The organism is Legionella bozemanae, assembly GCF_900450575.1.
GTDB lineage: Bacteria > Pseudomonadota > Gammaproteobacteria > Legionellales > Legionellaceae > Legionella > Legionella bozemanae.
In genome coordinates this window covers 2698762-2717902 of record NZ_UGGY01000001.1, presented here as the reverse complement: position 1 = coordinate 2717902, position 19141 = coordinate 2698762, and the positions used below count along the sequence as shown (strand labels likewise).

Below are 19141 nucleotides of genomic sequence, written 5' to 3'. Positions count from 1 at the left end.
TACCATTTTGTACCCTTTTCTCAATTTTGTTGGTTTATTTTATTAAGGATACACAGCCTGATTAAGATACAACATTTATATCCAAGAGATGGCAGACACTTATATACAAATAAGACAAGTATGATAATATTTAAGCGCACTTAAATGGAGATTGGGTCAGTTCATGTTTATGAGCAGACTTTTTATATATTTTAATTTTTAGGGAATAAAATGAAAAAGATATACGCAATTGTTAGTCCTGCATACACCAAGGTAGGTGATGGTTTTTCCGATTTGGCTTCTTATTTAGTTTCTCCTTTCCACGCAATGACGTATGAACAAGTTTGTGGTTACTCATTAGGTCATGAAGTTGTTTTTTCAGAAACGCTTGAAGCGGCTAAAAAGATCTTGGAGGATGGGATCAAGGGTACAAAATTAGATGCCAAAACTGCGATTCAAAAAGCCATTCTCGAGTTAGAGACAAATGACAAGGAAGAAATTATTGGGTTTAGCAAGATTTATACGGCCGATTTTGATAAACGCTTTGAACAAGCGGAAGATCATTTTTTTAAGGCAGTTCGAATTCCCAAATGGAATGAACGCACAATTGATGCTAAAAAAGATGCTACCCCGGATGCACTTGCTGAACTGTTCACGCAGTATGAACGAAGTAAAAAAACAGTTACTGAACACGCTTCGATGTAGCATTAACGTAGCCTGGGTGCAGTGAAGCGAAACCCAGGAAATCTACGAAAGCTCTCCGGCTTTCGCTTCACTGCACCCAGGCTACCAATCTATAACTTATCAGGTAAAAACCCCCCAGCCTGCATCTGCCACATACGGCTGTAATGACTTGGTATTTTAATGAGTTCCTCATGTGAACCATCTTCGATGATACGACCTTTTTCAAAGACCAAGATCCGATCCATTTCAGATAATGTAGAGAGTCGGTGGGCAATAACAATCGTCGTTCTATTTTGCATTAACACATGCAAACCATCCTGAATTAATTTTTCAGTCAGTGAATCCAAGGCAGAGGTCGCTTCATCCAGAATCAGAATGGGTGCATTTTTTAACATAGCTCTGGCAATAGCAATCCGCTGTCGTTGTCCTCCCGATAACTTAATGCCGCGTTCACCAACTAAGGCATTATATTTTTCAGGAAGTCGGGAAATGAATTCATGGCAGTGTGCTTTTTTTGATGCAGAAATGATTTCTGCATCCGTTGCATCAATGCGGCCATAGCGAATATTCTCCATTAAAGTGCGATGAAATAGCGTCACATCCTGAGGAATCATCGCAATGTTTTCGCGTAATGACTCTTGGGTAACATCGCAAATATTTTTTCCATCAATCAAAATTTTCCCCGCTTCTACGTCAAACAAACGGAGAATCAAATTAACAAAAGTGCTTTTTCCAGAGCCCGATAAACCCACAAGACCAATTTTTTGTCCAGGCTCTATGACTACGGATTTATTTTTAAAAAGATGCGCTCCGTCATCATAGTGAAAACTCACATTTCTAAATTCAATATGACCTTGAGTGACAATTAGAGGTTGTGCATTGGGTTTATCAGTAATCTCATGTGGCTCTGAAAGCAAGGTTAGGGCTTGCCTGCATTTACCTAGTTCTTCTGCAAAAAGTACAAATTGACTTGCCAGATACCATAAATTATAAAAAATGCTGATTGATAATGAGATAATAAAACTAAAATCACCGATTGATACTTGGTTTTTACTGTACATAATGACCAACATATATAAATTTGCAGCAATCAGCACGATGATACTTGCATCCCAAAAAGTACGCATTTTCAAAATAGTCCATTGCATGCTCTGATCTTTATCTGTGGTATCTTGAGCTGTATTTCGAATTAATTCATTCTCGTAGCTTGCTCTGGAAAACAAACGCAAGTTTGTAATATTGCTGATGCTATCAACAATTTTCCCGACTAATGTCGTTTTACTGGTAGCAAACAAATTGGACAGATCCTGGACCGGTTTGAAATAAATCATGGCAATTCCCAAAAATATACTCGCCCAAATAAGTAAAATTAAGGCGAATACAGGATGCACAAGCAGCATGCTGATAATTGCAATGATGAGACCAACAATTTGGGCTGCTGCATCATCGATCGTTGTGAATATCGCTATGGTGCCTGCAGTCATATCAGAAATTTTATTGGATAAACTTCCTGCAAAGTTATTTTGAAAAAAGCGATGTGAATGCTGATTCAAATAAGCAAACATGTGATTCACCAAATCATAACGGATGTAGGGGAATAACTTTAAACGAAACCAATCTGAAAGACGCATATCAATTGCAATCAAAATCCATAGTGTAATGTATATGATGACGTTGGGTTTTATCGCATTAAATACAGCTGCTTTATCGCCTGAATAGGCAGCAACCTTATCAATGATAAGTTTTAACATATAAGGTGAAAGTGAATTATTAATTCCCCAATATGCAGCAGTAAATAATAATCCAATAACACACCCTTTATAGGGCTTTACCAGATTAAGAAAAAATTTGCTTAGTGAAATGTCTTTTTTATTCATACTTTTTACTCGGTTTTCGCTACAATTCAGATCTGTTTGCATGTCGCTACTTAAGTCAAAATAGTGGAAATGCAAACAGGCCCTATATGGATCTTAATAACCCATCTTTAATTTCATATTCGTCAGTTACTTCAATAGCACTCAAAAAATCAGGGTCATGAGAAATCACAATCATGGCACCAGGATAAACTTTGAGCACCTGGATTACATGAGCTCGAGTTTCTCTATCCAGGTTGTTGGTTATTTCATCCAAAACAAGTAGCTTGGGTGTAATTGCCGCAATTTGTGCCAAGGAAAGTCTGGCTTTTTCTCCACCGGATAAGGTTGAAACTAACGCATTAATTTCTTCATTTTTTCGAAATAAAAAATCATTTAAATAGCTCCTAATTTCGTTATAGGATTTATCCGTTAAGAAATAGCTTATAACGTCCCATACCGTCTTCTCTGATGGCAGATTGTTGTAATGCTGGTCTAGATAACCAATCTCATGTGTGTGGGGTACAGCCCAGGCTCCTTCTTTTATTACCGCTTTATTGTTCAAAATGGCCTTGAGCAAAGTGGATTTACCGGAGCCATTGTTCCCATGAATCGCAATCCGTTCGCATGCTTTTATTGAGAAACTCAATTCCCGCAGAATAGAATTATTTTGCTCATAACCGACAGTACCCTCACTGACTGTCACTAAAGTTTGATTGGTTTCTACCCCATGCACAGCAAATTTAGGATGAATGACTTCAGGTACGTAAAGTGCAGATAAACGCTGAGTTAATTCTTGTTTCTTTTGATTGATTGCACTTTTTTTACGACCCGAGGTCTCTTGCGCATTTCTTGCTTTGCTCTGCGAAACGATGGTAGGCCACTTTCTTTGCTGGATGTGTTTTTCACCTTGAGTTCTACTGCTCTTAGCCCGTGCCTGTTCTCTCATCATGTCTGAGTGGATTTGTTTTTTCTGACGTATCAGATCTGCAATTTCACCTTCAATTGTACTGCGTTGAATATTGATTTCTCGTAAATAATCCTCATAACATCCCGTAAAGACACGTACTTCAGCATCATCTATATGCCAAATCGTATCTATAGTGGATTGCAATAATTCAATATCATGAGTCACCATAATCAAAGTGTTCCGATAGTCAGCAAGCATTCTCATCAAAGAGCGGCGATTGGTACGATCCAAGTGATTACTGGGTTCATCAAGCATCAAAAGATCAGGATCGGAGGCTAGTGCCTGAGTTAATAATTTATGAAAACGTTGCCCTCCGCTTAATGAATCAAATTCTTCAATAATTTGTGGCACATAACCTATGTTTAATTCTTTAGGGAAACAGATGTCACCGTCAGTTGGTTCAAGTATTCCTGCAAGTAATTTAAGTAGGGTAGATTTTCCAGAACCGTTACGCCCAATAATCGCGATACGACTGCCATAAGAAATTTGGCCGCCAAAGTCCACAAAACATGTTTTATGGGGAAAAGAAAGACAAAGATCTTTAAATTGAATTGGTTTATGCATCATGTAACTCACTTAAGTAGTGCAAATAGGCAGTTAGTGCAACTGCTACCGTCATTGCCCCGTGTTTAGGGCGTACTTAAGAGATTATGTCCATGATGTGTTTAAGCCTCTTTAATGATGTGCTTGTTTGATAGTGGGTATAATAATAACCGATTGCATGATTATCTGTCAATAATCTAGGAAAAGGTATCTCATAGCATGATTAAAATTAAAATGCCTACGTTTCGCGTTTTATGCACGGCAAGTAGGCAAAAATGAAAAGGAAAACTTATATGATTTCTTCCAGGTGAGGAATAAGCTCCTTGCAATGTCTCATTACTCTTTGCTCTTCGGGAGGTAACTGCAAATAATCTCCATATTGTTGAATAAGAAATATTTCTGCATTTTGTGGAATATTAAATTTTTTGGTCTCAAACGCAACACGTTGTAAAGGATATATTTCATCTTTTTTGATTAAATTTCTTCCTACGCAATTATAACCTCGTCCTATATAAGGGCTCCTACTGGTATTTGCTTGATGAATAATTTTTTGCAAACACAACTCAAGTAGAGACTTGGGAATAAAAGAGGCTACAGCTTTATAAAAGGCAGGATAGTGCCCTATTTTTACTTTACTGTATTTGGTACTTAACAAACGTGAGAGCTTTTTAGCATAGAATTTATATCGCTTGCGTTGTTTGGGATCTACAGGCATGGTGTCATAGACAAAAACGTCAATAAAGATACCTTGAATGTAAGGCTCATTACCTTTTTCGTGTTTTTCAATAAAACGGCTGGAGCGATCCCTGATTTTTAAAGGGGTAGCCATATTAAAATAGCCTGGATCGCTATGAATTGTTTGTAGCCACATCCAGTCTGGGATTTCTGCTGGCGCTACACGTAAAAATTGTTCATAGCTAGCACGTGGCATGGCAATATCCACATCGTCGTCCCAGGGGATAAAACCTTGATGCCGAACAGCCCCTAAAAGGGTTCCCGCGTCAAGCCAATAGTCCAAACCATGTTTAAGACAAATCGTATCCACTACCTCAAGCATGGCAAGCATCTTTAATTGAGCTTGGCGCAACCTGCCATCTTGAAACGCTGTGTCCGCTGAATAAGGACTTGGATTCTTTGCTAATGTCATGAATTATTTTTCTTCCCAAATGACAACCGAAGATATATTAGCAAAATAATTTAAAATCATTAACTATAATAAGACAAAAAAATGAGATAAAAACTTGAATAAACTGATATTTAATTGTTTTAAAGTAAGTGTCTCAACGTTATAAAAAATGCTTTTGTCTAAAATGAGGAGGAATCTCTAGTGCGGTTATTTATGGATGTTGGCCCTATGTTAATCCAATATAAAGAAGCGGATCCTCTGGCGCGGCGTGTTATGATGCAGGAAATAATTGCAGGTATCAAAAAGCTTCCCGGCCAAGTAATTCATCAAAGTCAAGCAAAGACTCATTATAAAGTTTTAGCTTATGCAGCGACATTCATTAATTACGCTGATGTTTTGCAACGTATGGAGAACCAACAATATTTTGATATTTTATTAGATTTCTATGATATGGAAATGGATGAACAATTAAGTTCTTGGTTTGAGTTTGGTAAAACACCAGGTCAGATGAGGTTGAAACTTCCAATTCATGAATATACACCAGAGATTTGGAAAAAATTTCGTGTGGCACAAAAAGTCCATTTGAAGAAAACCAATAAATCACATCTTTTTAACTTGGATGAACTTGATATTTATCATCCTCCAGCTACTCAGTTATATCCTATTCAAATTCAAATGGGGGGCAAGCTTGAAAATGAAGCAGTAGATAGAATCCATACCGATGCACAGGGACGAATCCGTTTTGCGCAACAGCACGGATTTTATCTTTTGCCAGGAGGAGGGATGATTGAAATAACGAGCGCCGCTAAAATTGATGATTTGCAGCGCAAAATGTTGGAAGAGCATCTGGAGGAAGAACATGCAAATCTTTATATCAAGGCGAAAGAGTTATATGATCAATTAACTCCGGATGATTTTAATGCCGCATTAACAAAAGCATTTTCAAGTAAGCAAGTACTCTCTTTGTCTGCAGCGCTGCGCGGTTGGTTGCATGAGCAAATTTTAATCGAAGAAAGCAATGCGATGCGCCTCCAAACAATTATTGGTAAGCTTGATCAACAAATAAAGGAAGCAAAGAAGAATCTACAACAGAACCACGCTAAAGAAAGTCAAGCGAAAAAGCAGCATCTACTTAAGTCACTTATTGAATTACGTGCTATTGTTCAGGTTCAGACATTTGAATTAACCTTATTATTTACCGAAGCATTACACTACATAAAGAAAAATACGATTTGCGTTGATATTCAACAGTATCTGGATACCCGAGTTCTGGGTGGTTCGCAAATATCTCACAGCTTTATCATGAAGGGGCAGCCTTTAGAAGAATGGTTTGCTATACGGTTTAATGGGATTGATGGTGAATTTGGCGATGATATTTCAGGTTCTGAAATTGAACGATTGACGTTACTTGAAGCATTAAGCAAATTTAGAAAGATTAAATTTTCTCATATATTGATTGGATTAGCCGCTTATGAGGAATGCCTCGATAATGGAACATTACGTACTGAAAACATCTGGAATGAGGCTCAATTTGCAGATGCGTGCCAAGTGATGCTTGCAGAGGCGAGTAAGTTTGTATAATGTAACCCTTTATATTATGTGGCCTGGGTGCAGCGCAGCGGAACCCGGGTTAAAAATGAGTGGATATTTTCCCGGGTTCCGCTGCGCTGCACCAGAATATACGATATTTTAATAAAAGCAGCATTGATTTATCAAAAATTAAAAACGAAAATAACCCTTCAATTTTTCGCTAGCAATTTATATTTTGAAATGAGCTTTCTATGTCAAATGCTTTAAATCGTTATTATCTACAGGCTATGGGAATAGACCTCTGGGAATTACGCCAGTCTCATTCTTCATGCGGGCAGGATTTATCAGCATTAGCAAAAGAAGTAGCTGCCTGTACTCGTTGTTCTTTACATAAAACCCGCACACAAACTGTTTTTTTTCGCGGCAGTGCGAAAGCAAAACTGATGATTATTGGTGAGGCTCCAGGCTTTTATGAGGATAAACAAGGGCTTCCCTTTGTAGGTAAAGCAGGAAGTTTGCTCAATCAAATGTTGCAAGGCATTGAGATAGTTGAAGAAGAAGTTTACATTGCCAATGTTTTGAAATGCAGGCCGCCCAATAACCGAGATCCTCAGTTGGATGAAATTGTTCAATGCAGCCCTTATCTTGCCCGTCAAATTGAGTTGATTCAACCCCATTTGATCTTGGCTTTGGGACGTTTTGCAGGGCAATTCTTACTGAATAAACCGCTTCCTTTGAAACACTTACGTAATACATTACATCACTACAATAATATTCCATTCATGGTAACCTATCATCCTGCTTATCTCTTACGTAATCCAGCCGATAAGAAAAAGGCATATCTTGATTTATTAACTGTAAAAAAATTTCTAGCAGAGAAGAATTCCTAAAAACTTTGTTTGAATAGAAATTGGAATATTTGATAGGTATTTCTACGTATTGATGCTATTTAAATACATATTTTATAATGTTCCATAGATTCAGTAATTGTATTAATTACAAAAGGTCACAGATAGGAAAGAAATATGGCTCAACACAAACGCATTTTTATTGTCGGTCTACCAGGGGCTGGTAAGGGATTATTTGCAAAATTATTGGCTGAAAAACTGGGCTGGCAGTTTATCGATGCTGATCTTGGAATTGAGTATCATTTTGGGCGTACTTTAAATGAGATTGTGGGGGCGCAGGGGCAAAAGGATTTTTACCAATGCCAATATGATCTATTGAATGCGCTGAAAATAAAAGAAAATATAGTAGTAGCCACTGAAGCAAGTATTATCTGCAATGAGCCAATTCGACAATTGTTGTCTTCAGAGTTCGTCGTATTTTTACAGGTGAGTACTGCAATACAAATAGGGCGGATTTCGCGCAATTCTCCGCCATTATTATCGACTGAGCTCGAAACATTTTTTGAGACACTTCACGCAGAACGCGATCGGTTATTCGAAAATGTAGCGAGTATCTCGCTTGATACCGATGATAATGCACTGGAAAAACATGTATTAATCGCTTTTGAGCATGTTGCTGAAAATAAAACAGGAGAATCCATGCCAGTCAAATTAAATGAGAAGGATATGATGCTGTTTCATAAATCGTCACATCTTCCGATACGCTTATCAGAACATCAAGCAGTCTGCCTTAGATTACTTGCCCAAGGAAAAAGTTCAAAAGAAATTGCACGTGATATGAATATTTCTTATAGAACTGTGGAAGGTACTCTGGCCAAGGTAATGGAATTATTAGGATGTTCCTCCAGTAAGGAATTGATTGTTTTGTATCATGATAAGCCTTAATAAAACCAGGATAGCTCTCTACCATGCTCTAAGATTAAAATACCTACGTTCGGCACTTTATACGCGGAATCCAGCTCTGGTCTTCATGCAGAGTGGCTGGATGCTGTATATAAAGCACGGCAAGTAGGCTTTTCCTTGCACAATCTACTACATCAACCCTTTTTCTAAGTTTCATCCACGCACATTATTGAAAATAATACTATAATTTACATCAGCACCTGCTTAAATCGCAGCAAAAAAGCGTTATTGAATGGGATCAAAAGGAATTTGACCATGAAAGGAACTGAAAAAAAGAATGCGGCCTCAACTCGATTAAGCTTAAAGAATCAATTTGAACCCCCATCTGAGATTAATAATTCCCAATATTCACTCTATAAAAATAAATTGGATGATTTTTTTTATCATGTAAATAAATTGTATCAGGCAAATCTCGGTAAAATTACAATGGGGATGAGTCCTGCAGTAATTGGAACTGCTCATTGTGCTTGGCTTTTGCAATTAGCTCAATCGCCAGGCCACTTATTGGCGTTGGCTTTTTATCCTATCCTACATATCGATGAATTTTGGGCACATCTATTGTGTGATAAACAACCAGCGCAAGGACAAGATGTTCGTTTTCATAAAGAGAATTGGCAATTGATGCCATGGCGTTTGTATGCAGAAGTTTTTCTCCAGATTGAAGAGTGGATGTGTCATGCAACACGAAAAGTTCCTGGACTGTCCAAGCGATCAGAACGCACGGTTTCTTTTTGTATTCGTCAGTTACTTGATGCTTTATCGCCTTCCAATTTTGTAATGACCAATCCCGATCTTTTTTATGAAACAATTCGTTGTGGTGGGATTAATTTGATTCAAGGCACAGAGATTGCTGTGGAACATATGCTAAGAAGATTGGCTGGTTTGCCTCCCCCTGGTGCTGGAAAGTTCAAACCAGGCAAGAATGTTGCGATTACTCCAGGAAAAGTAGTATTTACGAACCATTTGATTGAATTAATTCAATATGAACCAAAAACTGAAACTGTTTTTAAAGAGCCAATACTGATATTACCCGCATGGATAATGAAATATTATATTCTGGATTTATCACCTGGAAATTCTTTGGTTAAATGGCTTGTTGAGCAAGGGCATACGGTTTTTATTGTTTCCTGGCGCAATCCGGATGAGAAAGACCGTGATTTAGGGATGGATGATTATTATCGTTTAGGTGCAATGGCAGCAATCGACGCGGTAAGCAACATTTTACCTAAGGCAAAAATTCATTTGATGGGATATTGTCTTGGTGGAACTCTGGCAATGATTACCGCTGCTGCTATGGCAAGAGATAAAGATAATCGTCTTAAAAGCCTTTCGCTTCTGGCAGCACAAGGGGATTTTACAAAGGCAGGGGAGCTCATGTTGTTCATCACTGAAAGTGAAATAGCATTTCTTAAAAACATGATGTGGGAAAAAGGATACCTTGATCCCAAACATATGGCAGGATCTTTTCAGATGTTGCGCACCTACGATCTGATTTGGTCAAAAATGATTGATGATTACATGACCGGTAAAAAGCGTGGCATGATCGATCTGCTTGCTTGGAACGCGGATGCGACTCGGATGCCTTACAAGATGCATACAGAATATCTTGAGAAACTTTTTCTGCAAAATGATTTTGCAGAGGGACATTTTCGTGTTGAGGATGAAATGGTAGCGCCGAGGAATGTTCATTTACCTATTTTTTCTGTGAGCACAGAACATGACCATATTGCTCCTTGGGAGTCTGTATATAAAATCCACCTGATGATGCATACAGATATTACCTTTGTGTTAGCAAGTGGTGGCCACAATGCAGGAATTGTCAGTGAACCTAACCACCCTGGACGCTATTATTCTATTCTTGCAAGCAAAAAAAACATGCCTTATCTAGGACCTAAAAAATGGTTGGCCAAAGCGAAAAAAAGAGAGGGCTCCTGGTGGTTTGCTTGGCATGAATGGTTAGTAGATAACAGTTCGCAACGACGTGTTTCGCCACCGAAGCTTGACTCCTCATTACCTTCTGCACCAGGAAGATACGTGATGCAAAAATGAAGTGAGTTCAAGATACTTATTTTCAACAAATTGAATCTTGGTTACTGTGATAAGATGTGTTAAATTTGTCTTTTGGCACTTTTTTGGATCTCTATGATGAATAAAATTTCAATTACAACAGTAGCTTGTTTTATTATTTCAGTTTCAGTAAATGCATTCGCAGATATGCCTCATCTTAAGGTTAACTTTAAAAAAATGTATTGTGGCAATCAGGAGTTTTTAGGAAATAGCGCGTCAAAAAGGCCGCATTTGCATTGTGGTGAAACTTTTATTGCTTACAAAAAAGCAAGTGGCGATCATTTAAATATCACAGAATTCGGAACGTGCAGTCGAACCGACGTGGTTTTTGATGATATTAAAGCGAATAAAAATGCATTTGCAGACTATCAAGGTATTTATAATGCGCTCGTATCATTCCATCAAGCAGGTTGCCCAAATCAACTAGCATCCAAGTAATGCTGTAGCCTGGGTGCAGCGCAGCGAAACCCGGGAAAAATTTATGATAGAAACCCGGGTTTCGCTGCGCTGCACCCGGGCTACAATAAAACGATTACTCCAATAATTTCAGAACGTTCTCAGGCGGTCGCCCGATGATGGCTTTTTCTTTAGAGGTAACTATAGGACGTTGCATTAATATGGGTTCTTTGACCATCGCCTGTAACACTTGATTTTCATTATCCAATGATAATCCCAGCTCTTTAAAAACAGGCTCATCAGTTCGCACAAAATCTTTAAGTGCAAAGTGAGCTCTTAAGCTTTTTAATTGCTCGAGATTAAGCGGGGTTTTAAGGTATTCAACAATAACGGGCTCTACACCTTTACTCTGAAGAAGTTCCAAAGTTTTTCTTGATTTGGAGCATCGAGGATTGTGATAGATTATAATTTCTTCCATATTTTTCAAGTTCTTGTGAGATAAATTTGAACTATAACATGATCTTTGCGTTTTCTCCTTATTTTAATTTCTATCCGGAATAATGATAAGCGTAGCCCAACAAAATTGCTCAGAATTTTGGTTCAACCTACTTATAAGTTCAAAATCCTTAAGTGAGACCATTAAGTTAACAATCGCTTATTGACTCCAAGACATAACTTTTTTACTGATATCTAGCCCAACCCCAGTAATAATGTAGACAAGTATCTATGTTTGTTCTATATTGTAGATATGTAACTACATTTTAAGGATTAACTATGCCAATTTCAACATTTTCCAGTCGTGAATTTAATCAAGATGTAAGTAAAATAAAGAAAGCTGCTGCACGAGGCCCTGTGTTTATTACTGATAGAGGGCATCCAGCTCATGTCCTTTTATCCATTGAAGATTATTTAGAGTTAACTAAAACTAAAGAGACTATCGTGGATCTATTGGCTATGCCTGATTCATCAGATATCGAATTTGAAGCGCCTAAGATAAAAGGAACGATTTATCGTGTTGAGGAATTTGAGTAATGTATTTACTGGATACCAATGTAGTTTCAGAAATAAGAAAGGGGATAAAAGCTGATAGTAATGTACTCTCTTGGGCGAAAGCAGTTTCTACTTCCTCTCTGTTTTTGTCTGTAATTACCATTCTAGAATTGGAAGCAGGAGTATTGCAGAAAGAACGTAAAGACCCTTCGCAGGGAGCAATTTTGCGCAGTTGGCTAGATTCTCACGTATTACCATCTTTTTCAGATAGGGTTCTAAATATAGATGTAGCAGTAGCACTACGCTGTGCTAAATTGCATATTCCAAATCCTCGTTCTGAACGAGATGCACTCATAACAGCCACTGCATTAGTTCATGGATTAATAATAGTAACAAGAAATACTAAAGATTTTAAAGAAACAGGGGTGGAACTTTTCAATCCTTGGGAATAACCTATAGGGACGGTGCAGATTCATCCCCATTATCTACTGACACCATTAAGTGAACAAGAGTGATTGACTCCAAGACAAAATTTCTTTTTACTAACATCTCGATCCCACATTGAGTCGAATCTTATGCAATATACTATTGTCCCTATTCAAGAACAACATATTGAAGCCTTTTGGTCCGCGGTTGATAGTGTTGCTCGTGAGCGTAAATTTTTAGCTTTTTTAGAAGGGCCTCCGATTCAATTAACAAAAGAGTTTGTTTTAGATCATATTAAAAATAATTGGCCTCAAGTTGTAGCAATGCATCAGGATCAATTGGTGGGGTGGTGTGATATCAGTCCGCTTGACCGGCCTGTTTTTGCCCATGTTGGGTCTTTAGGAATTGGCGTCATTGCACCATACCGAGGACAGGGCATAGGCGAGGCCTTATTAAGCACCGCACTGCAGATGGCTCAGTTAAAGGGGTTAACGCGTATAGAGCTTACAGTGCGTGAGCATAATAAGGCGGCGATTGCCCTGTATGAAAAATATGGATTTGTAAAAGAAGGGATACATAAAAATGCAGTGCGGATCGACGGGGAATATGAAAATCATATTTTTATGGCATTGCTTTTTGAATAGAAAAAGAATGAATCGCGGATGTAATTCATTGGTACAACAATGATGGAATTGAATAAGGCACTATCCGTAGCCTGGGTGCAGCGAAGCGAAACCCGGGGGTTTGCTGTTCGCAGTTTCCCGGGTTACGGCTTACGCCTGCACCCGGGCTACAATGATGAAATTATATGAGTCACCACCTTATATTTCACTATTCACCACATTTTGTTTGATCTTCAGGAGAGCTTTGGGGTATCACTTAATTGGTGATCCAAGGATGTTTTTAATCGACCCAGTTCGTTTTTCATATCAATTACAATCGTTTTTACATGTTTAAGTATTTGATTATAAAAAACTTCTGATGAAAAGTGATTTAATGTTTTAATTTCATCATCAAAAATTTGATCCACTTGTTTAAAAAAATCATTGTCGCTCAGGTTCCCTTTATTAATAAGACTAATTATCCGTTGTTCACTTTTAAAGAGATTGTCCAAATCACAAAAGCAGTGATCAAGGAGAATGCCACATACTGGTAAATCCATTTCTGTTTGTTCATCGACAGGAATGGCTTTAATTTTTGCTTGAAACATATCAAGACATTCAATCTGAAAGGGAGAAAGTGAGTCCTTTTTAGTGTTTTTTAAGATATTTAATAACATTTCTTTGGTGCTTGGCATAATAATCGATCCATAGTTATTGCAAAGTGCGCAAATCATAACATTCGTGAATATAATTTTCACTTTAAATAATAGGGATGGATGTTCCCCAAATTGTGGTTTCGTTTAGATTGAGAAACGCCTCCTTCTGACTTTTTTGTATTAATAATTTTTTATTTAAAAAAATCTCTTTGTTAATCAATCCTTAAGCTTACTTGTTTTACTCTAATAAAAAGTGAAAAAGGAGACTACCATGTCAAACAAAAAACTAACTGAACGTTTGCACTATGAGCTTGATGAACTTGGTGTTCCTGCCTTAATGACAGAACGCATTCAAGCGTGTTCCAAGATGTTCGAATTACCTAAATTTAAAATAGAAGCCTTATTGCACGGGGTTACTTTAGATAACACTATCATGCAGAAAATTGCTGATGAACTTGAAGTAAGTACGGATTGGTTGTTTGGAACTGCTCCAGAAAAGACAAAACATTAACCTAAAAAACACTCTGGTTGGGCCTTGGCCCAGCGTCTTCCATCGAGATAAGAATTATTAAAAATTATTTGAATCACATAAAAAAGTTGGGCCAAGGCCCAACTTACACTTTGAATGTCATGGTTAAAAAATAATCAACGATGGTATTATTGAATATTAAGGTTTGTTGAGATTTGTGTCTATTTGTTCTTCATCAGCTATCCTTATACCTTCTTGCACAACTTTCTTAAACATCCCTTGTACATTTGTATCTTTTATAAGATCGTTTGAACTAAGGAGGCGTTTCGTATCAATATGTAAAAATACCAGTGCAGGTTTAATGAATTCTTTAATAGCATTCCATAAACTGACATCTGCAGCTAAAGGTTTATAAAACTCTGTCATTATTTGGGTACATGCCTCTTTAAATTGTTCCTCGTTCTTATTTCTGGCATATTGTTGTAATGCTTGGCCTAATCCCCCTATCACAGCTAATCTCGCCAAATCAGTTCCAAGGCTTATCTCTCCTTTTTTGTCTCCTTTATAGCTATTAAGGGCAACCACAAGATTAATAATAGAACTTACTGACTCAGGCATTTTTTTCCCTTTAACGAGTTTCAGTAACTGCTCACTCCCAGGGATTGGTTCCGGCCTCACTTTCTCCTGAGCCAGACGAAATGCTTGCCTTTGGATGCTAAAACCATTCTTTCCCTGTAGGTGGTCAGCAAACTTTTCACTCGCTTGGATTTGTTCTTCACTGCCGAATTTACTTGTAAGATCTCTTCTTAATTTATCCCAATTTACATTTGGATTTTCAGCTCCCTTCTTTGCGCCTTCTTCCTTCTTAACGGACTCCCCCTTTCTTGCTTCCGAACGTTCATGTTGTTCTACTATTCTTTTTCTTTGCTCTTTTCGTCTTTCTTCAAATGATTGAGTATCTTTAGGTTCTGATGCGCCTTTCCTTTTTTTAGGATCTAGTGTTGTCTTATGTAGGTTTCTAGACATAATTTCTCCTCGAAATGCTTAAAAAATAACGCCATAAGATAATTATAAACCATAAAGGATTAAAAATATACATATAGCTATCTGGTTGATTTTTTTCTTATGTACGTATTTTAAAACAATAAAGCTTAAGGTTTGATTAAAAAAGAACTTTTGTATAAGGTTTTTTTCATTCGAAGTTTATTTAGCTAAACCCAAGACATTTAGGAATCATCCAAATCGCTTCTAAGTTCTATACAAAAAATCTTGGGGGGCCTGAAAGTTACCAATTGGTTTTTGTACTACCTAAATAAATTACTTTAAAAATTAAAAAAGCCCATATTATTAACACAATATAGGCTTTTTAAGATTAAGCAATTATATTCTAAGCATGGTTTCATCTGGATTTTCCAAATTATCCATACCTTTTTGAATATCTTGGTCGATGCCAAAATGGGTCGGTTCCACCTTAAAAATTGGTCCTACATCAAATTCTGCAAGCCAATTATTTATCGCCTCTTTTACTTGGTTCCACCAACCAGGATCTTTCATCATCGATGCTTTATTTTCTGTAATTACGGTTACAGCACTGGTATAAAATTCTTGAGTGAAATGCTGTTTTGCCAATGGGCCTATATCGGCAAAATAAGTATGGTCTTTAAGAACAAGTCCTTCGGATTTTTTTCTAATTACAAGATGGTCGTTTATATCTTTTTCCCATTTTTTGATTGATACATCAAGTTTTGAAAGCACTCTTTTTGCAGCATCGTATGTTTCTTTTTGATGTATAAGCTCTTCATTCTCTAAAAGACTTTTAATTTTATCTCGTAAAGCTACAGTTTCTCCATAGATCTTTGGGGCCTTTTTCTCTAGCCACATTTGAACATATTTGTCTCGTTCCTTTCCTTCTGGCAATACAACACCTTTCTCTTTATCTTTTTTCGAGAGTTCCGCATGCTCTTCTTTAATTTGATCCTCTATATCTAGTTGACTCTTTCGAAGGTCTTCTGCTCTTTCTGCAAAACCTTTTCTAGGTTCTTCCCGTTCTTTTCTTTGGTTACGACGTTCTTCCTGTGCTATTGCTTTTTTTCTTTGTTCTGGATTAAGACCCTCATATCGACCTTTTTTCATAATCTGCTCCTCTAGGTGCTTAAAATTAGATTAATTAATAAAATTATAAATCATAAATACATAAAAATATACAAATATCAATATAATTTTGAAAAACCCTGTAATATTTTTTACAATTTCTTGACAAACGATAACTTATGACATACCATCTTCAGGATTCAATTTTTAAGTATCAGATACCAGCAGATACTTTACCTTGGCGCCTATTATACATTGCATGCCAAGTCATATTTATATTTCCTCTACTGTGTATTATAAACACTTAACCTTAAGGTTTGATTAACAAATAACCTCTTTTATTTTTATTTATTCTGAAAATTGAGAAAGGATGAATCAAGGACAGGATTTTTGAAATACTTAAAAAGCGATTTAATCGTTTGTAGCCTAGATGCAGCGGAACCCTGGGTGTTGAACGTGAATAAAATTTGTTAATTCAGGTCCCGCTGCGCTGTGCCCAACCTACAATTAGTTACAATTATTGTTAATAACGCAATCTACTAAACTGGTCGCAAAATGATAATTGTTGTTTTGGTCATGAATTACTTCCCAATCAAACACTCCCCCAAATCCTGGATAAGTTCGCGGTGGAATGTAGGTATCGCAACTTGATGGGCTGGCAACTCCAGTGCGCAAACATTGGATGGCTCGTTTGATGGTCCCAATGACTGCTGCAGGAGAGCCATCGCTTTGTCCTGATGCATTAGGTGCGGGATAGCCAAGAACCACTTGCGATGGGTTGAGATAACTGATGTAGGGTTGGAACCCTGTTTGTTGTCCGGAACTGGTGACCGCAGGCCAATTTTCTAATAAATCAGTTGCCATGGCTACGGAAGCATTGGGGGTGCTCGTATTGTTTGGATCATAACAAATTAAGTCGATGCCAAAAGTACAGCCTGCATTATACATTTGAATGCCGACCCACGCTAAAGATTGGTGGGTTTGCATTACTAAAGAGGCATAATTTCCCCAGGTGGCATCAAACCCTGAAGTAGCGGCAATGTTTGCAGTTTGCGGAGCCAAGGTAAGCAGTAAATTCGGATGATTGGTATGCATGGTATTAATGATATTGGCTAAAACGGCGATATCCCCTGTAGGATTGGCAAATGTCCCCCCTGCGTTTAACCCGCTTTCAATATCAAAATCAAATCCATCAAAATTGTATTGAGTTAATAGATTTTCTAATGAACTAATAAAAGTCTGTTGAAATACTGTAGGTGAAGAGGCGGCAGACACCACCTGATGAAAATTGACCGTGGTGTTTGCGATACTTGAGGAGGCACCACCTAAAGACAGCAATACCTTAATGCCAGCATTATGCAGGGATTGAATGTAACTTGCTGATACGGTATCGAAGGCAGAGGTAATTTGTCCCGGAGATGTCGTACTAAATACGCCAAAAGCTACAAGGATATGGGTATAACCTGCATTTGCCAAAGCAGTAGCAGGTGGCGGTGTTTGCCAGCCGGGCAGGTAGCCTATAATTCTGCCTCCAGTACTTGTGTTTTGAGTATAGGTAATGGTCTCGGTAGCAGAAGATGAGGCAGTTAAGGGTTGGGGAGAATAGCTGGTTGTATAACCATTAACTGCGGTTGCACTTACTGTGTAGACTATTCCATCAGTTAAGCTGACATTACCTGTTCCTGCTCCATTATTTAAAGGAATTGTTTCAGTTACAGGGGAACCGTTATTGGGAGTAAAGGTTGTATTAATGGAAGAAAGAGAAGTGGGGGCTCCTGCGACCGTAACAGGAATATTGTCCTGTGCGACCTGAACGCAATTATAGGTAAGTTGTACTGTTGGAGCAGAAATTGCTGCGGTAGCCGATGCTGGGGTAAATGTTGGAGTACAATTATAGCCATTATATGCTATTGCCGGAGTTGAAAAAGTATAGTTGACTCCATTGGTTAACTGGCTGATTACATTAATTGTGTTCCAATGAGCTTGAGCATTGGTTGCGCTTTGATTATCCATACGGGTTAAGGTTACTGTAGGAATGCCGGCATAGCCTGATAATTGGGATGGCAATGCAGCTAAGGCGATGTTGATGTTTCCTGTCGTTTGGCTTGCAGTATAGGTAAGCGTAGAGGAGACCGTGACGTCTGCAGAAACCGTTAAGCTTGCAGGATCTGCTACTCCTTGATACACGACGCCATTGCCGGCTGTAACATTCATTGGTGAAACGGTATAAACTCCAGTAGCCAGGCCGGATATGAGTTGTTGTCCAGACCAGGGAACCTGTACGGTACTCACAGTTTGTCCATTTAAAGTTAAATTCACTAAAGCATAGGTTTGCGAGACATTGGCTGGTTTTGTTGTAGCATTAATTAAATTGATATTACCTGTAGATGCTGGGGAATTTAAATAAACAAGAACACTATTGTCTACGTAATCTGCAGTAGGTTCTCCGTAAATAATGGTAAAAGAGCTTCCTTTAGGCAATTTGCTGTTGGCACCTGGATATGTGGGAAATTGTAATGAGAGTGAGGATAAGTACGTGCCGCCACTTTGGGGTTGTGATGTAATTTGCAAGTTATTAACTGGATAAGATAATGGTGCGAAGTTTCCCCAAAACGATGTATTAAGATTACTGCTATTAGAAAATGTTATTGTGGAATTTTGAAAATCTACCGTTTGATTGCAATTGTTGGTTAATTTCAACGAAATTGTTTTCCAGCTACTTGTACCTGTTGCGCTAAAGCTCCCGGTAATACATGAGGTGGGCTGAGGCACCACAATTGGAGTTTTGGCAAAACCCTGATTGAAGAAAAACAAGAAACCGACTAAGAATCCTATTCTTTTCATAAATTCCCTTAATTTTCATAAAATTAGTTATTGGTAAGCTTATTAACAATAAAGAGCTTTAGAGTTTAATGCAATATTTTTTATCTTATGTACTGTGCTTTATG

At 37.8% G+C, this 19141-nt stretch carries 18 protein-coding genes; 10 read left to right on the top strand and 8 right to left on the bottom strand.

Annotated elements, in window-relative coordinates; genetic code table 11:
* The first annotated feature begins 210 nt into the window (after positions 1-210).
* Entirely contained in the window at positions 211-684 is a 474-nt protein-coding gene (locus DY223_RS11935) for a hypothetical protein (protein WP_058460198.1), read from the top strand.
* A gap of 89 nt (positions 685-773) precedes the next feature.
* On the opposite strand, the gene DY223_RS11930 is transcribed toward DY223_RS11935, so the two are convergent.
* From DY223_RS11930 to DY223_RS11920, 3 genes are all read right to left on the bottom strand, one after another.
* Positions 774-2540 carry an ABC transporter ATP-binding protein gene (locus DY223_RS11930; RefSeq protein WP_058460554.1) on the bottom strand — a complete coding sequence of 589 codons (1767 nt, stop codon included), beginning with the start codon at positions 2538-2540 and terminating at the stop codon, positions 774-776.
* A gap of 82 nt (positions 2541-2622) precedes the next feature.
* The gene (locus DY223_RS11925; protein ID WP_058460199.1) at positions 2623-4053 is read right to left on the bottom strand and encodes an ABC-F family ATP-binding cassette domain-containing protein; all 1431 of its coding nucleotides are present in this window, start codon (positions 4051-4053) and stop codon (positions 2623-2625) included.
* A 265-nt stretch (positions 4054-4318) separates the two neighbouring features.
* On the bottom strand, positions 4319-5176 hold the full coding sequence (locus tag DY223_RS11920; RefSeq protein WP_058460200.1) for a LicD family protein: 858 nt from the start codon (positions 5174-5176) through the stop codon (positions 4319-4321).
* 180 nt (positions 5177-5356) lie between these two features.
* Between DY223_RS11920 and DY223_RS11915 the strand changes: the two genes are divergently transcribed.
* The 5 genes from DY223_RS11915 (at position 5357) to DY223_RS11895 (ending at position 11001) form a co-directional block, all read left to right on the top strand.
* Positions 5357-6736: a hypothetical protein gene (locus DY223_RS11915; RefSeq protein WP_235810549.1), complete on the top strand. Its 1380-nt coding sequence runs from the start codon at positions 5357-5359 to the stop codon at positions 6734-6736.
* Positions 6737-6936: 200 nt separating this feature from the next.
* Positions 6937-7575, top strand: coding sequence for a uracil-DNA glycosylase (locus tag DY223_RS11910; RefSeq protein ID WP_058460202.1), 639 nt, complete (start codon positions 6937-6939; stop codon positions 7573-7575).
* Between the two features lie 135 nt (positions 7576-7710).
* Entirely contained in the window at positions 7711-8478 is a 768-nt protein-coding gene (locus DY223_RS11905) for a shikimate kinase (RefSeq protein WP_058460203.1), read from the top strand.
* Between the two features lie 273 nt (positions 8479-8751).
* Positions 8752-10545, top strand: coding sequence for a PHA/PHB synthase family protein (locus DY223_RS11900; protein ID WP_058460204.1), 1794 nt, complete (start codon positions 8752-8754; stop codon positions 10543-10545).
* A gap of 93 nt (positions 10546-10638) precedes the next feature.
* Positions 10639-11001: a hypothetical protein gene (locus DY223_RS11895; RefSeq protein WP_235810550.1), complete on the top strand. Its 363-nt coding sequence runs from the start codon at positions 10639-10641 to the stop codon at positions 10999-11001.
* A gap of 94 nt (positions 11002-11095) precedes the next feature.
* On the opposite strand, the gene arsC is transcribed toward DY223_RS11895, so the two are convergent.
* The gene (gene arsC, locus DY223_RS11890; RefSeq protein WP_058460206.1) at positions 11096-11437 is read right to left on the bottom strand and encodes an arsenate reductase (glutaredoxin); all 342 of its coding nucleotides are present in this window, start codon (positions 11435-11437) and stop codon (positions 11096-11098) included.
* Between the two features lie 296 nt (positions 11438-11733).
* Between arsC and DY223_RS11885 the strand changes: the two genes are divergently transcribed.
* The 3 genes from DY223_RS11885 to DY223_RS11875 all read left to right on the top strand — a co-directional run bounded on the left by DY223_RS11885 (position 11734) and on the right by DY223_RS11875 (position 13019).
* The gene (locus DY223_RS11885) at positions 11734-11991 is read left to right on the top strand and encodes a type II toxin-antitoxin system Phd/YefM family antitoxin (protein ID WP_058460207.1); all 258 of its coding nucleotides are present in this window, start codon (positions 11734-11736) and stop codon (positions 11989-11991) included.
* Complete coding sequence (locus DY223_RS11880) at positions 11991-12401, top strand: type II toxin-antitoxin system VapC family toxin (protein ID WP_058460208.1); 411 nt, start codon at positions 11991-11993, stop codon at positions 12399-12401. Before DY223_RS11885 ends, DY223_RS11880 begins: the two co-directional genes overlap by 1 nt.
* Positions 12402-12524: 123 nt before the next feature.
* Positions 12525-13019: a GNAT family N-acetyltransferase gene (locus DY223_RS11875; protein ID WP_058460209.1), complete on the top strand. Its 495-nt coding sequence runs from the start codon at positions 12525-12527 to the stop codon at positions 13017-13019.
* 212 nt (positions 13020-13231) lie between these two features.
* Here the strand turns inward: DY223_RS11875 and DY223_RS11870 are convergent, their stop codons facing one another.
* Complete coding sequence (locus tag DY223_RS11870) at positions 13232-13672, bottom strand: hypothetical protein (protein WP_058460210.1); 441 nt, start codon at positions 13670-13672, stop codon at positions 13232-13234.
* 232 nt (positions 13673-13904) lie between these two features.
* On the opposite strand from DY223_RS11870, the gene DY223_RS11865 reads away from it, so the two are divergent.
* Positions 13905-14144: a hypothetical protein gene (locus DY223_RS11865; RefSeq protein WP_058460211.1), complete on the top strand. Its 240-nt coding sequence runs from the start codon at positions 13905-13907 to the stop codon at positions 14142-14144.
* A gap of 156 nt (positions 14145-14300) precedes the next feature.
* On the opposite strand, the gene DY223_RS11860 is transcribed toward DY223_RS11865, so the two are convergent.
* The 3 genes from DY223_RS11860 to DY223_RS11850 all read right to left on the bottom strand — a co-directional run bounded on the left by DY223_RS11860 (position 14301) and on the right by DY223_RS11850 (position 19037).
* Positions 14301-15128, bottom strand: coding sequence for a hypothetical protein (locus DY223_RS11860; RefSeq protein ID WP_058460212.1), 828 nt, complete (start codon positions 15126-15128; stop codon positions 14301-14303).
* Positions 15129-15482: 354 nt separating this feature from the next.
* Complete coding sequence (locus DY223_RS11855; RefSeq protein WP_058460213.1) at positions 15483-16235, bottom strand: hypothetical protein; 753 nt, start codon at positions 16233-16235, stop codon at positions 15483-15485.
* Between the two features lie 465 nt (positions 16236-16700).
* Positions 16701-19037: a glycosyl hydrolase family 18 protein gene (locus DY223_RS11850; protein WP_058460214.1), complete on the bottom strand. Its 2337-nt coding sequence runs from the start codon at positions 19035-19037 to the stop codon at positions 16701-16703.
* Positions 19038-19141: the final 104 nt, after the last annotated feature.